We start from the raw sequence: 13,991 nt of genomic DNA, 5'->3' as shown, positions 1-13,991 counted from the left end.
CAGCTGCGCAACGCTATCGCCGCGCTGTTATTCCCGGGCGGAGCGCACCGAGCACCTGCTCCAGATCAGCCGCGACGCGAAGCAGGAGATCGTCGCGGTGATGCGGGGCGACGAGTTGGACCGCGCACGGCAGGCCGTCCGGGCTGAGACCGGTGGGGACGCTGATCGCGGGATTGCCGGTGTCGTTGAACGGCGCGGTGAAGGCGATCGGGATCGTCCGCCGCTGGACGTCAGGGCCTTCCGCGGGCCAGGCGGTGGTCGGGGTGGTTGGGGTGAGGAGCAGGTCGCAACGGTCGAAGAGCCCGGCGGCCCAGCGGTCGAGCTGCCCGCGGTATTCCCAGTAGCGCGAGAGTTCTGCTGTGGTGACGGAACTTCCGTGGTCGAGGAGGTCCGCGAACCAGGGCTCGAACCGGTCGCGGTGCGCGGCGAACTCCTCGGCGACCGCGGCGAACCGCTGGTAGGCAAGGACTTTCTGGCGCAGCTGGACGGCGGTCAGGAAGTCTTCAGCGTGCGGATGGGCGATTTCGTCCTCCACGACGGCATGGCCGAGTTCCCGCAGAACCTCGATCGTGCGGTCGACCGCGTGCAGCACCGCCAGTTCGGGCTCGGCGACACCGAAGGTGCGGTGGACGACAATCCGCAGCGCAGGCGGCCGCTGCTCAAGTCCGTCCACATAGGACTCAACCGGACGCGGAAGGGAGTACGGGTCTGCCGGGTCGAACCCCGCGGCGAGATCCAGGTGCAGCGCGGCGTCGCGCACCGTGCGGGTCATCGGCGTGAGACAGCTGTGCTGCGTCCAGGAGGGAATCGCGGCCGGGCCGTGGGGAATGCGGCCGCGGGTCGGCTTGAACCCGACGATGCCGCAGAGCGCGGCGGGGATCCGGGTGGAACCGCCGCCGTCGCCTGCCGTGGCGAGGGAAACCAGCCCGGCGGCGACGGCCGCGGCGGCCCCGCCGCTCGAACCGCCCGGCGACTTGTCGAGATTCCACGGGTTTCGAGTGATGCCAAAGGCTTCGTTGTGGGTCGCGATCGCGGCTCCCATCGGGGGAGCGTTGGTCTTGCCGATCACGATGGCCCCCGCCGCGCGAAGCCGGGCGACGTGGACGCTGTCGGAGGCGGCGGGCGGAGCGTCGCGGAAAGCTTTGGTCCCTCGGGTGGTGGGGAAACCTTCGGCGTCTTCGAGGTCTTTGACCGCGATCGGAATTCCGGCGAGCGGACCGGGATCGGCTCCGTGCGCGAGGCGGTCGGTCAGCGCCGTCGCCTCGTCGAGCGCGCGCTGGGGGTCGAGCGACACGACCGCGTTGAGATCGCCGTTGATCGACGCCACGCGGTCCAATGTGTGGCGCATGAGTTCGAGCGGCGAGAGTTCGCGAGTGCGGATCATCGCGGCGAGTTCGGTCGCGGTGGCGAAGGACAGGTCGGTCACGCGTGCTCCTGAGCCGGGCTGGTCGCTGGGTGGATGTTGGGCGCTGGGGAAAGGCCGATGCGCGCGGCGTCGCGTTGCGGCCGGATGGCGAAAGCGGCGTAAGCGCCGGTCAGCACCATGATGGCGGCGCCGACGGCGAAAGCGGCCGGATAGCCGTAGTGGTCGATGAGGCTGCCGGTGACCGCGGGCGCGATGATCCCGGGCAGCGTGCCGATCGCGACAGCCAGCCCGAAAACCGTTCCCCGCTGCCGGACGGGCACGAGTTCGCCTGCCGTCAGGTACCCAAGAGGATAGGCGAGGCTGCCCGCCGCGAACGCGATCATGATCAGCACGACGCGCAGGCCGTTCGACGTCGTGAGCGGGAACAACGCCATGCAGACACCGGCGAGAGCGACCGCGATCCCTTGCGTGGCACCGCGGGCCCACCGGCTCGAGACCCCGCGCCGGACGAGCCGGCCGGTCGCCGGGACGACGGTGAGGATGAGCACGATGCTCAGCGCGGCGTGCAGGCTGATCACCGTCGCCGAGGTCTTCGGGCCGAATCCGGCTTCGGTTTGCAGGTACGCGGGCAGCCAGGACGAGCCGAGCGCCAGCGACCAGTAAGCACCGAAAGCACTGGCGAACCCGCCGAAAACCGTGCCGTTGAGCAGTAATTTGCGATACGGGACACGTGCTGGTTCGGTCTTCGCCGCAGCAGCCGTCGGTGCCGTGTAGGGCCCGTCGTGCCCGACCGGCAGCCACACGAGCGCCCAAAGTCCGGCGACCACCGCGAGAACGACGAACGCGGCCCGCCATCCGTAATCGGTGATGATCCAGGTGAGCAGCGGCGCGGCGACGAAGATCCCGGCCGAGCCGCCGGTGAGCTGCAACGCGGTGGGCAAACTGCGGCGCTCGTCGGGAAACCATTTGTACAGCGCGTGCATGCTCATTCCGGACGCCGGGCCTTCGGCGGCGCCGAGCAGGACGCGGCTGGCGAACAGCGTCGGCACCGCGGCGAACGCGAGCACCGGCACCTGCGCGACGGCCCAGCACACCGCCAGCGCGAACAGGATCCAGCGGCTGGCGACCTTCGCGGAAAGCAGTCCGGCGGCGAGACTGGTGATGCTGAACAGCAGGTAGAAACTGCTCGCCAGCAGGCCGTAGGTGCTGTTGGACAGGTGCAATTCGCGCATGATCGGCACCGCGGCGAGCCCGAGCACCGCCTTGTCCGCGAAGTTGATGACCATGAAGACCGCGATGAGCGCGGTGACCGCCCAGGCCCTGCGGCGGATTGACCGGGGCGCGTCCGGGGACGGCGGCGCTGCGAAAGGCATGATCGGCTCCTTTGCCGGAATCAGATGACGCCGTCGCGGCGGAGGGTCGCGAGGTCGTCGTCGCGCAGGTCGAGCAGCTGGCGGAGAACGTCGTCGGTGTGCGCGCCGAGGCTGGGCCCGAGCGAGCTGATGCGTCCCGGGGTGGCGCTGAGCCGGGGGATCGGCGCGGCCATGGAAACCGTGCCGTGCTCCGGGTCTTCGACGTCGACGATGGTGCCGCGCTCGCGGTAGTGGACGTCCGCGGCGATGTCGGCGATCGTCATGATCGGCGAGGACGGGATGCCCGCGTCGTTGAACACCCGTGTCGCCTCGTCTGCCGGCTGCTCGGCGACCCAGCCGGCGATGATCGCGTACAGCTCGTCGGCGTGCTCGGTGCGAGCGGCGCGGGTGGCGAACCGCGGATCGGCGGCGAGTTCCGGCCGGCCGATCACCGCGGCGAGCCGGCGGAACAACGGGTCGGTGCCGGCATGGACGGAAATCCGCCGCCCGTCGGCGGTGTCGAAATCACTGGCGGGCACCACGTGCGGATTGCGGTTGCCCATGCGACGGCGCACCCGGCCGTTTGCCGAGAAGTCGAGCAACGCGTCCTCGACCGCGCGGAACCCGGCCTCGTACAGGCCCAGATCCACGACCTGGCCGTTGCCTCCGTTGACGTCCCGCTCGTACAAGGCGACCATCGTCGCGAAAGCGGAAAGGTACGCGCCCATGTAGTCGATCACCGCGTAGCCGGACCGGACCGGAGCCCGCCCGGGCTCGCCGCTGACGTCGGTCAACCCGGCGAAGGCGCTGGCGATCCGGTCGAACGCACCCCGGTCGCGGTAGGGGCCGGACAAGCCGTAGCCGGTCAGGTACACCAGCACCGCGCGAGGATTGAGCGCCTGCAGCGTTTCCGGGTCGAGGCCCCACTTCTCCAGCGTCGGCGGGCGGTAATTGGTGATCACGACGTCGAAGTGCGGCACCATCCGGCGCACCAGGTCCTGTCCGGCGGGCTGGCGCAGATCCACCGTGACCGACTTCTTGTTGCGGCCCTCCTGCAGCCACTGCAACGACCGGCCGCCCCGCTCGGCGGCCCGGCCGCGAGTGAAATCGCCGCGGCCCGGTTCCTCCACCTTCACCACCTCGGCGCCGAAATCGCCGAGGAACGTGGCCGTCACCGGCGCGGCCAGCACCGTCGCCACGTCCAGCACCCGCACGCCCCGCAACGGCAGCTCTGCTTCCACCACAACTCCCAACGAAGTGTTATTAACGAAACGTTGGTAACGAACCGTATAGAGTGGCCCGAGGCACAACAAGGCGTACTGACGAGTAACTTATGAGGGGACGGCGTGACCGAGCAGCCGAGCACCGCACCAACCCGACGCCGGCGGCGCAGCCGCGAGGAGACGAAGGCCGATCTGCTCGCCGCCGCCCTGCGACTTCTCCGCCGCGATGGCGTGCTCGCGGGAATCAACCTCCGCGAGGTAGCCAAGGAGGCGGGCGTCAACCACGGACAGATCTACGTGTACTTCGGCAGCCGCCAGGCACTGTTGCGCGCGGCGATCGCCCAGATGCTCGAACAAGACCGCCTCGACCCGAGCACACACTGGGAACAGCCCTTCGCCGAACGTCGGCGAGCGATGTGGCACTGGGCGCTCCGGCAGCCGGACCTGGTCAAACTCGAAGCGCTGCTCGCCCTCGACGAGGACCCCGAACTCACCCCGTTCCCGGCACTGGACCTCACCCGCCGCGCCCTGGAACGAGACAAGAGCGACGGCAGCCTCCCCGCCGACGCCGACGGAGAAGTCATGCACGCCATGACCGCCGCCGCCTACTTCGGCTACTGCATCTTCCGCACGGCGTTCGCCCGGGACCTCGATGTGCCGCCGGAAGAACTCGACGCCAGGGCAGCCCGGGTCTACGACCAGATGGTGGCGGCGCTGGCCGCTCAGAAACCGGAGGAGTGAGCGGAAAGCCAGTCGGCGTGCCGGCGTTTCAGCTCGTCGCGTTCGCCGGTCGTGGGCAGCAGGATGTCGGCACCTCCGTCGTACGGATGGTGCACGCGGTCAAACGACAGGCTGGCGATCATCACGTTGGCTGTGCCGTCGTCGGCAACGGTGCGGAGCAGGCGGTCCACCAGCCCGGTACGCCAACGTCGGCGGCCCGCGTAAAGATGGGTGTAGACGATGAATTCCGGGTCGGTTTCGCTCTCGTTCGCGCGCACAGTCGCCCAATGCTGGGCACTCGGATTCCAGAGCGCGTGTCGCCCGGACAACTCCGGGGGCTCAGGCGACCCTGACCAGTCGGCGGTGACGATCCAGACCTCCTGCCCGCCGAACAATTCGTCCAGAACCGTGTTGTAGCGGCCGAGCACGATTTCGTACTCGGCGTCGGTGCCGGGATAGCGCTGGGATTCAGGCAGGCTGTGGAAACGCACCCATCGGTCGGGGTAGGCGTGCTTCAGGCCGTCGGCCAGCGGACGGCACTGGGGCCACTGCTCCCGCCACAACGCGGACAGCTTCACGCGGGCTCGTCGACTTGAGGCTCGCTGGCCCCGATCAGGCCGAGAATCGGCGCGGGCACGGGATAAATCCGCTCGACCGGCAGTTCCTCCCGAGCGGCGTCGAGACGGCCATCGCTGACCTGGCGGTGGACCCGCTCCGCGAACGGGGTGATGTCCGTGATCTTGGTGATCCACTGGTCGAGATAGCGGTCGACAGCCTCGCCGGACAGCCCGATTTGGATAGCGCGCCGGTTGAGCGGAGCGAGAGTCACCGATCGGTCCGGATCCCACTGAATCCGCACCGGACTGGCATTTTTGCGCTCAGCCCACTGCTGCTGGCTCGCGTAGGTCCCGGATTCGTAGCTGCTCAGGGCTCGAAGCCGTCCCGGGTGAGCTGGATTTCCAGGATCCGTTCCTGCCCCGGCTTGGCCGCCCACGCGGCTCGGTACATCATCCACAGGAACGAAGGCTTGATCCAGGTCATCCGCTCGCGCTTGAACGGCGCCACGAACGTCTGCGCTTCGACGGCCGCGTCGGCGATTTGCGGTGAGTAGGCCTGATAGACGGTGATGGTCTGGTCGGTGAAACTGGCCCGCACGTCACGGCGAGGCATGCTTGGCGCGTCATGTTTGGTGGGTGATCGGTCGGGGATGAGCTGGCCGGACACGTGCTTGCCTCCGTGGTCGTCAAGTGAGGCTGATTGTGCCTGCTCGCAACGATTGTGTCGCTTGCATTTCGGCTCTCGCGCGGGCTGCTCCGTGTAACGGATTCGCCGCAGCGACGACCTGTTGTTGTCGGAGAGGAGGTTCGATGACGGACGCGGTGACTGACGAAGTCGCGGCGAGTGATGCTGCGGCGTTCCAAGTTCCCGGAACTGCGGTGCTCGCGATTGGCGGGGGAGACAACGGCGTGGCGTCGCTCGCCGTGTGGCACGTCAGCGCGGTGGGTGCGCTGACGGGAGCCTGGGTCTCGCCGGTCTCGGAGGTGTTCGGTGCTCGCTCGGCGGCACGGCGCGTTCTGTCGTTCCTCGAACGCCGCGCTGTCGCCGACGTGTATCCGGAGACAGTGCCGGGCTGGTTGGAGCAGTTGACCGCGGCGGCGGATCTTCCGGAGCGGAACGGCTGGTGGAAACGCCAGGAATTCTCGCCGGTCGAAGCGTTCGGGGAGATCGTCGAGCGTCGGCGGAGGTACGCGGGCACCGTCGAAGAGGAACGCGCGCGGAACAAGGCGATTACCGAACTGGAGTGGGTGCACGAACTTTCGGACGGCGTTGAGGTCGGCAGCTTCGAGGAGCTGCGGCGGATTGCCGGGGTGCGCGCCGCGGAGGGGAACCCTGTCGTGTCGGAGGCGCTGACGATCGCGCGGACGTTGAGGTGGGTGGTGTCGGTGTGGGCTGAGACCGAGAAGACGAAGAACCGCCGTCGCTATGTGCGGGAGGCGCACGGCGAGGCGGAACCCTTGCCGCCGAGCTGGCTGAGCGCGGTGCAGGTCGCGAGTGCGACGAGGTTGCCGCTGTGAAGGCCGTGCACGGTTACGCCGTCATCGACACCGAGACTACCGGAATCCTCACCGGCGGATGGCAGCACCGGATCGCGGAGATCGCCGTCGTCCACGTAAGCCCGGACGGCACGATCACCGGCGAATGGTCGACCTTGGTCAATCCGGAGCGTGATTTGGGCCCGCAGAACGTGCATGGCATCCGCGCCGTCGACGCGCGGCGCGCCCCGTTGTTCGGCGAGGTGGCCGGCGATCTCGTGGCGCGGTTGCGTGGACGAGTCGCGGTCGCGCACAACTGGTCGTTCGACGCCAGGCACCTTCGGTCCGAGTTCGAACGCCTCGGCATCGAGACGCCGTTCGAATCCTCGTCGGGCCTGTGCACAATGCGCGCGGCCGGCCGGATCCGCCTGGGTTCTCGGCGCTCTCTGGCCGACTGCTGCGCGGCGGCAGGCGTGCCCGAACGTTCCTGGCACAGCGCGCGTGACGACGCTCTGGCTGCGGCCGAGCTGCTGGGCTACTTCATCCGCTGTGCGCCGGACGCGGTGACGCTCACCGAAGCGCAGGTGGACGCCGCGTTCTGGGACTGGCCGCGGATTCCGGTTGGCACCGCGCTGCGGTGAGGCGCAGCGAACCAGGACACGTGGAACCGCATTTTCTCGCGCGGCTGGTCGAGCGGATGCCGCGCGACGAGGAACCTGTCGCTGACGCGTATCTGGCCATGCTCGACGCGGCGCTGCTCGACCGGGACATCTCCTCGACAGAGGGGGACATGCTCGTCGATCTCGCGCATGATCTCGGCCTGGGCCGCAACGAATTGGTCGCACTGCATTTGAGCTATATGCGCGATCTTGCCCGGGAAGCATGGGCCGACGAGGTGGTCACCGACGAGGAGCGACACGACCTGCTCACGGTCGCGACGCTTCTCGCGCTCGATCACGCGGTGGTGGACCAAATCCTGGACGAGGAACGCGATGCGGCCTCTTCCGCCGCGCCCTCCGGCGGCAGACTCGGCGGGCTGGCGCTGAGACCAGGAGACAAGGTGGTGTTGACCGGGAGCATGGCGCGGGGGCGCGAAGAGATCATCGCGCAGGCAGCAGCCGCAGGCGTGAGAGTGATCGGGAGCGTCAGCCGGCAGACTCGCGTGGTGGCGGCGGCGGACCCGGACTCGCTGTCGGGCAAGGCACGCAAGGCGCGTGAACTCGGCGTTCCGGTGGTGTCGGAAGAGGCGTTCCTGACAGTCCTCGACCGGTTGGCGGAGCCGGTTTCAGCACCGGTCGTGACGATTGACGATCTGCTCGATCGCTGAGGCGGAGGTCTTGCGCCCGGGAGACCCGGGCGCAAGCTGCGTTCCGCCCGAGGATCATCGTTGTGGACAGCGAAGTTTGTTGCCGCACTGCGCCGTCATCGGTCCAGCGCGATTTCGACGCCGAGCCCTTGGCTCACCACGCGCCGCAGCACCAGCGCCGCCGTAGCGATGTCCTGGACCGCCACCCCGACCGAGTTGAACAGGGTGATCTCACTTTCCCTCGTGCGCCCGGGACAGACTCCCGCCAGCACTTCCCCCAGTTCAGTCGCCAGGTGCTCCTTGCCGATCACGCCCTCGTGCAGCGCGGTGAGCGTGGCACCCGACTCGGTCAACGCGGTATGCCTGCTGTCCACGACGACGCGGGCGCGCCGCAGGCATTCCGCGTCGATTTCGCGGTGGCGGGGGCGGGGCGGCGCGCCGACCACGTTCAGATGCTGGCCCGCGCGCAGCCAGGTTCCGTGCACGATCGGGTCCACTGACGGGGTGAGCGTGCACACCACGTCGGCGGCCTGAACTGCTTCGGCAGGGGTGTTCGCCAAGTGGGTTTCGCACCCGGAACCGGCTGTCTCGTCCCGGAACGCCTGTGCGGTCGCGGGATTGCGGCTCCAGACCACCACTGTCCTGATCGGACGGACACAGGAGATGGCCGCCAGGTGGGCTCGTGCCAGTGCACCGGCCCCGATCAAGCCGAGCACTGAGCTGTCCGGATTGGACAGTGCCCTGGTCGCCACCGCTGAAGCCGCCGCGGTGCGGTAGCGGGTGATGACCGCACCGTCCAGCAGGGCTTCGGCGCGGCCGGTCGCGCTGTCGAGCAGAGTGATCGTCGACTGCTGGCGCGGCCTGCCTGCCGCCGGATTTCCCGGCAGGTCGGCCAGCAGTTTGACGCCCCCGGCACCGTCCACTGTGGCCGTCATCGGGACGAGAAGCCCGTCGTTGCCAGGGATCGGCGCGCACGAGCGGCCGGGCTGGGTGGCTCCGCCGAGCACGAGCTGGCGGTGCGCGTCCTCGACTGCGTCGATCACCTCGCGCAGGTCAAGCACTGCTTCGACATCCGAACGCGTCACGATGCGAACCATGTCTGCCTCACCGTTCGCCGGCCGCCGGAACCGGCTGGGCTGGTTTCCTCGCCGGCGAAAGGATTTCGCGCGCCCGGCGGACGATCGGGATCTCGTGGTCGACCGGTTTGCCCGCATACAGGGCCGACAAGCCCGCCGCGACCGCCGCGTTCACCGCGGCCGCGATCAGTCCGCTGTTGACGACTCCGCCGACCGGAGCCTTGCTGAAGTACAAGAACGCCACGGTGACACAGCCCGCGATCAGCCCGAAAGCCAACGGGACCGCGCGCAGCTTGCGGAAGAACAGCACGCCGAGCCAGGCCGGCACCAGTTGCGCGGTCAGCGACAGCGCCAGGTTGAGGAACGTCAGCATGATCGAGGACGCGAACGTCGTCAGCGCCGCGGTGCCGACCAGGAACGCCGCCATGATCGGCTTGAGCCTGCCCTGCGCGGCCGCTTGCGAGCGCTTCGGCAGGATGTTGCGGGTGAGCACGCCGCTGAACATCAGCGCGTTGCCCGCCAGCACCAGCACCCCGGCCAGCCCGGCGCCCGCCGCGACGAGGCCCACGATCCAGTCCGGCGCGAGTTCGCGGGTCACCTCGAGAAAGACTGAATCGGCGTTGTGCAGGCCGGGCCTGGTCTGCAGGCCGTAATAGGCGGCGAAGACCAGCAACGGGTACATCAGCATGTACAACGGCATCCAGATCACGGACTTCTTCACCCCGGCCTCGGACCGCGCGGAGAACAGGAACTGCGCGGGAAGCGTGAGGTAGAACTGCAAGGACTGCATGAGAATCGTGGTCATCGCGAAGACCAGCCCGGCGCCGCCGACGGTGGCCAGCCGCGGCGCCGTTTCGACCACGGCGAAAACTCCGGGCACGCCCTTCGCCGCGATCACCGCCGCGATGCCGGCGAGCATGATGCCCAGCAGCATGAACACGTCTTTGACGATCGCGACGAACGCGGTCGAGCGCATGCCCGACGCGGCGACGTAGACGAACGCGATGACCCCCGCTCCGACGATCGCCTCCAGGCGGGTGACCGGGATGCCCAGCCCGGTGAGGACCGTCTGCAGCCCGATGAACTGGAAAATCGCCCACGGCACCAGCGCCAGCACGAACGAGACCGCGGTGAGTCGTTCCAGCAACCGGTTGCGGTAGTGGCCGTACATGACGTCGGCGACGGTGACCGCGTCGTACGCCTTGCCGGCGCGCCACACGAGCGGCGCGAGGAAGTAGCCGAGGACGTAGCCCGCCAGGATGTAGCCGATGAACCAGATCCCGTAGGAGGCGCCTTTGGCGTAGATGCCGCCCGGGAAGCCGAGCATGGTGCCGATGCTGTAGATCTCGCCCACCGCGAGGAAAAAGATCAACCGGCTCGGCAACGCCCTCCCGGCGACCAGCGTGGCGACCGCGCCCTTGCCGGTCCCGCCCCGGCGAGCGGCCAGCGCCACCCCGATCGACAACGCCATGACGACGGCGAATACCGCTGCGATCATTCTTCTCCGCCTTCCACTCGCCGGTACTGGGCACGATCGAAGAACCGCCACGACGCCCACAGGCAGAGCGTCGTCAGCGGCAGCCAAGCGAACAGCCACGCGAACACCAGTGGTATGCCGAACACGGTGGCGGTGCTCTGACTGCAGAGCGGCACGCCGACGAAGATCGCGAGCCCGGGCAGGCCGAGGGCGATCACGAGAGACCAGCGACTTCCGAGCATGAGACCTCCTGAAGCCTGGGACGGCACCCGCCGGGACGACAGCGGCCGGGTCGGTTTCCCGGCTCCGGATGCGGTATCCCGGAGGCGATTTGGTATACCAGAACTACGGTAAGAGGGCGGCGAGGTCCAGCGACAGGTCCAGTTGTGAGCCAGATCTCAGTGCCAGATGGTAGGCCTGGCTGAGCGTCGCGGGTCTTCTGGACTCCGGCGGTCGTTCGAATATCGCGATTCCCCGAAATGCTGCCGCGAGCGTATGGTCCCTCGTCGTCCCAGCCCTCCAGGGGGCTTCTGATGCTCGAAGAAGATTTCGTGCGCGACCTGCGAAAGCTGGCGCACGAGACCGGACTGGAGGAGGGCTCGTTCGAAAGCGGCCATGCTCGCTGGCGCGTATATTCCGCTGCCCTGCGGATTCCTGGCAGAGCCGCCCAACTGATCTCAGTGCTCGGCCATGAGCCAGACGAGGCGATTGCTGTTTCGGTCGCCTTGAAGTGCAGCGAGGAGCTTACCGAGCCGCTTCGCGAGAAGATGGCAAGCGCATTTCCTGTTGGTAATTCATCAGAGTTCGTAAGAGCGCGCATGGCGGACCTGTCGGTTCTTGATGCGCTGGTTTCGCGGCCTGGCTATCCGGTGGAGCCAGCTTCGATGGAACGCTGGTCGCCGTGGCCTCAGTTGCGTGCCGCGACGTCTTCCTCTCGGCAGCAAGCGCTCGAGTACCTGGCTTCTTCGGGGTGCACGAAACGAATCAGGCGGGAGGCATTGGCTCGGGCGAAGGAATTGCGCGGTTGAGATCGGCACCGGTTGTGCTGAGACTTCAGTCTCCCGCGGCCCGGCGGTAGCCGACGAGACGCACTGCGTCGTCGTCGACCGCGTACGCCAATGCGTCCTCCGCGAGGTCGCCGTCCTCCCGGTATCAGACGGAGGGTATCCAGCGGCTACGCCTCCCGCTCGGCGGCGTCCGACTTCTGATTGACCCGATTCGCTGATTCGACCAGCCATCCGAACATCACGCCGTTCTCGCTGTTCGAGATGTTCTGCTCGCTGTTGAGTCGCGTTCGACGAAACACCGGCCCGATTGCCAATCCAGCCCTGTTACGCGCTTCCGCCGATGCGAATGAGCTGGGCGGCTTCGGGTACGAGGCGCGCGGATGCCCGCGTTCGCCTCCGCTGATGCGAGAGCGAGGAAGCTGGCTCTTGTCGTCGGAGCGGGCTAGCCCAATGTGGTTGGCGGCTAGGCGGCTTCGTCCATTGCGCGTGCGACGGCGTTACCGGCTGGCGGGCGAGATCGATGCCGAGGGTGAGTTGCCCGTGTGACCGGCGGACTCTGGTCGGTTGGGCCGGCACCTCGGAGGCGCGTTGGTTCTCGGCAGGTCGCGGTGTGCTCGCTGTCAGTGATCGTGGGTGACGGGCGAGGTAGTGGAGTTTGCGGAGATGCAGCTGGACGAGCCCGGCGCGGCGCGCTTCCTCGAAGAGAACTCGGGCTGCTCGATTCCGCGTTCTTCGGCTGGGACTGGGACGGTCGGACATAGGGTTCCTGGCGTGGGTGAGCTGGTTGAGGGCAAGATCACGAGCACGGTTCGGCCTGGTTGAGGCGTCGTGATGGCGAGTGGCGGCGGGGTGCTTCTCGACGGGCGCGAGTGCCGACTCGGGGCAATGCCTTGCCGGAGACGTCGGATGCGCTTCGACCGCGTCCGGCAAAGGTATGGGCCGGCTGATTTCCGGCCTTCGGCCGGGCCTGGCCAGGGATTCCCCTGACCAGGCCGTTTGTGCCCCCGGCAGGACTCGAACCTGCGACCTAGAGATTAGAAGGCTCTTGCTCTATCCAGCTGAGCTACGAGGGCCCGGGTGGCTGACAGCTGCTGACCTCCAGCATGGGCAGCTTAGTCATCGCCAATCTCTCGATCGTTCGACACCGTCGAATCGTTTCAGCTTCCGTTCGTCGGATTTGCGGGTCTTCGGGGGCGGAATGCCACAGCGTGCGACGGTTCCGGTACGCACTGCGCGGGGGAGCGGCCCGCTGCGGCGGCTGGACTGGGGTTTGTGCAGCTTGCGCACCTGGATCTCCTGAGCGGGGCGGCGGGGCGGGGTTCGGGGGCGGGCAGTGCGGCTGGGCAGACTGTGGCGATCTTGTGATGTGAGGCGTCTGACCCCGGTCAGGACGATTGGGCGGTTCGGCGGTTGCGGTCGGGCTCCAGGGTGTTCGAGCGGTGCTGGACCACCTCGGCCCGGCAGGTGGGGGCGCGCACGAACTCGGACATCACGTCCGCGCACTTCAGGTCGGTGTGCGAGCTCCTGCCGTCAGGTCGGAGCGCGAACGTCGCGGCCGCTAGGTCCGGGCGACAGGTGGGTCCTGCTGAGAGCAGCGGCAGCCGCAGAGCACAGCCGACCTGCACCCGAACGGGGCCGAACCGCCTGGGCCGCGGTGGAGTGCGAACAGGGAGCCTCGCCTCCCGCCCCCGGGTCGGGGGCCGGGAGCGGGAGGCGAGGGGCCCGTGGGCGCGATGGTTCCGGGCTGCGCGCCCACGGGCCTGGGGCCGCTCGGGGGTGCGGCCCCCGGGACAGGCGGCACTAAGGCTGCGAGTCGACTCGGCCTGGAGCGGCCTCGTTCGCCTGGCCCGGTCTCGGGAGGGCGGGGCTTATTCCCACACTTTCAGGGCACGCACCGCGAACGGGGACTGCGGGACGTACGTGCCACCGCCCGGATAGGTGATGAAATCGCCTTCGGTGGAACAGTCCGCTCCTTGGTAGATGGTGACGTCGCGGGTCATCCGGTTGACGAAGGAATGGCCTTGGAATCCCTCGGGCAGGGGAATGCAATCACCCGGATTTGCCGTGCGCAGGTCATAACTCTGCACGCCGCCGGAATAGGTTTCGGTGTCCCACAGGCAGAACTCGCCCGCACCGCAGGCGGGAGCGGGCGGAACGGCCGGGGCGGCCTGGGCCAGGCCGGAAGTGGTCAGGAGACCGGCGGTGACCAGCAGCAATACCCCGGGCAGGCGGGACGCGGCGGCGGGCCGGGAGCGGCGGCCGGGGAACGGCAGGGACGGCAGCAGACGGCGGAACATCGTGGGAACTCCCCCTCAATCGAAGCGATGCCGGGCGAAGGAGCCGGCGGGCATCCCGGGAAACCGGGCATGTCTCCACCTTGGCGGGTTCTCCGCGATTTGTCTGCCCGCATTCCTACGTCTGTGGACAAGTA

At 68.2% G+C, this 13,991-nt stretch carries 13 protein-coding genes, 1 tRNA gene and 1 pseudogene; 5 read left to right on the top strand and 10 right to left on the bottom strand.

The annotated features are described in order from the left end of the window. Positions 1-13 precede the first annotated feature (13 nt). From EIZ45_RS22945 to EIZ45_RS22935, 3 genes are read right to left on the bottom strand one after another with little or no spacing between them, the layout of a single operon-like run. Positions 14-1,426, bottom strand: coding sequence for an amidase (locus EIZ45_RS22945; protein ID WP_134663147.1), 1,413 nt, complete (start codon positions 1,424-1,426; stop codon positions 14-16). Further along, positions 1,423-2,739 carry an MFS transporter gene (locus EIZ45_RS22940; protein WP_134663146.1) on the bottom strand — a complete coding sequence of 439 codons (1,317 nt, stop codon included), beginning with the start codon at positions 2,737-2,739 and terminating at the stop codon, positions 1,423-1,425. The genes EIZ45_RS22945 and EIZ45_RS22940 overlap by 4 nt, the downstream gene beginning before the upstream one ends. A 20-nt stretch (positions 2,740-2,759) precedes the next feature. Beyond that, complete coding sequence (locus EIZ45_RS22935; protein ID WP_167756529.1) at positions 2,760-3,959, bottom strand: CaiB/BaiF CoA-transferase family protein; 1,200 nt, start codon at positions 3,957-3,959, stop codon at positions 2,760-2,762. 105 nt (positions 3,960-4,064) lie between these two features. On the opposite strand from EIZ45_RS22935, the gene EIZ45_RS22930 reads away from it, so the two are divergent. Beyond that, positions 4,065-4,682 carry a TetR/AcrR family transcriptional regulator gene (locus tag EIZ45_RS22930; RefSeq protein ID WP_134663144.1) on the top strand — a complete coding sequence of 206 codons (618 nt, stop codon included), beginning with the start codon at positions 4,065-4,067 and terminating at the stop codon, positions 4,680-4,682. Here EIZ45_RS22930 and EIZ45_RS22925 read toward each other — a convergent pair. Next, a complete protein-coding gene (locus EIZ45_RS22925) occupies positions 4,664-5,239 on the bottom strand; it encodes a hypothetical protein (protein ID WP_134663143.1) in 576 nt (191 codons plus the stop codon). The genes EIZ45_RS22930 and EIZ45_RS22925 overlap by 19 nt on opposite strands. Further along, a pseudogene (locus tag EIZ45_RS22920) lies at positions 5,236-5,831 on the bottom strand (DUF4291 domain-containing protein). Before EIZ45_RS22920 ends, EIZ45_RS22925 begins: the two are co-directional and overlap by 4 nt. A 197-nt stretch (positions 5,832-6,028) precedes the next feature. On the opposite strand from EIZ45_RS22920, the gene EIZ45_RS22915 reads away from it, so the two are divergent. The 3 genes from EIZ45_RS22915 to EIZ45_RS46895 are packed head-to-tail and all read left to right on the top strand — an operon-like array spanning position 6,029 to position 8,021. Next, positions 6,029-6,736, top strand: coding sequence for a DUF6218 family protein (locus tag EIZ45_RS22915; RefSeq protein ID WP_134663142.1), 708 nt, complete (start codon positions 6,029-6,031; stop codon positions 6,734-6,736). Then, a complete protein-coding gene (locus tag EIZ45_RS46900; protein WP_240690636.1) occupies positions 6,733-7,335 on the top strand; it encodes an exonuclease domain-containing protein in 603 nt (200 codons plus the stop codon). The genes EIZ45_RS22915 and EIZ45_RS46900 overlap by 4 nt, the downstream gene beginning before the upstream one ends. A 20-nt stretch (positions 7,336-7,355) precedes the next feature. Continuing rightward, positions 7,356-8,021 carry a hypothetical protein gene (locus EIZ45_RS46895; RefSeq protein WP_240690635.1) on the top strand — a complete coding sequence of 222 codons (666 nt, stop codon included), beginning with the start codon at positions 7,356-7,358 and terminating at the stop codon, positions 8,019-8,021. Between the two features lie 95 nt (positions 8,022-8,116). Here the strand turns inward: EIZ45_RS46895 and EIZ45_RS22905 are convergent, their stop codons facing one another. Genes EIZ45_RS22905 through EIZ45_RS22895 form a run of 3 tightly spaced genes read right to left on the bottom strand, consistent with a single transcriptional unit; the run spans position 8,117 to position 10,795 of the window. Beyond that, entirely contained in the window at positions 8,117-9,085 is a 969-nt protein-coding gene (locus EIZ45_RS22905; RefSeq protein WP_205669919.1) for an ornithine cyclodeaminase family protein, read from the bottom strand. A gap of 19 nt (positions 9,086-9,104) precedes the next feature. After that, positions 9,105-10,574: a sodium:solute symporter gene (locus EIZ45_RS22900; RefSeq protein ID WP_134663140.1), complete on the bottom strand. Its 1,470-nt coding sequence runs from the start codon at positions 10,572-10,574 to the stop codon at positions 9,105-9,107. Next, entirely contained in the window at positions 10,571-10,795 is a 225-nt protein-coding gene (locus EIZ45_RS22895) for a DUF3311 domain-containing protein (protein WP_037814089.1), read from the bottom strand. Before EIZ45_RS22895 ends, EIZ45_RS22900 begins: the two co-directional genes overlap by 4 nt. Positions 10,796-11,086: 291 nt before the next feature. On the opposite strand from EIZ45_RS22895, the gene EIZ45_RS22890 reads away from it, so the two are divergent. After that, positions 11,087-11,581: a hypothetical protein gene (locus tag EIZ45_RS22890; protein WP_134663139.1), complete on the top strand. Its 495-nt coding sequence runs from the start codon at positions 11,087-11,089 to the stop codon at positions 11,579-11,581. 978 nt (positions 11,582-12,559) lie between these two features. Here EIZ45_RS22890 and EIZ45_RS22885 read toward each other — a convergent pair. Together EIZ45_RS22885 and EIZ45_RS22880 are read right to left on the bottom strand one after the other, a co-directional pair. Continuing rightward, positions 12,560-12,633 (bottom strand) — tRNA-Arg (locus EIZ45_RS22885). A gap of 795 nt (positions 12,634-13,428) precedes the next feature. Next, positions 13,429-13,857 (bottom strand): peptidase inhibitor family I36 protein, encoded by a 429-nt coding sequence (locus EIZ45_RS22880; protein ID WP_205669918.1) that lies wholly within the window; start codon positions 13,855-13,857, stop codon positions 13,429-13,431. Between the last annotated feature and the right edge of the window lie 134 nt (positions 13,858-13,991).

Origin of the sequence: Amycolatopsis sp. CFH S0740 (genome assembly GCF_004522315.1) — a bacterium.
Taxonomy (GTDB): Bacteria; Actinomycetota; Actinomycetes; order Mycobacteriales; family Pseudonocardiaceae; genus Amycolatopsis; species Amycolatopsis nivea.
This window is presented reverse-complemented; position numbering and strand designations above follow the sequence as displayed.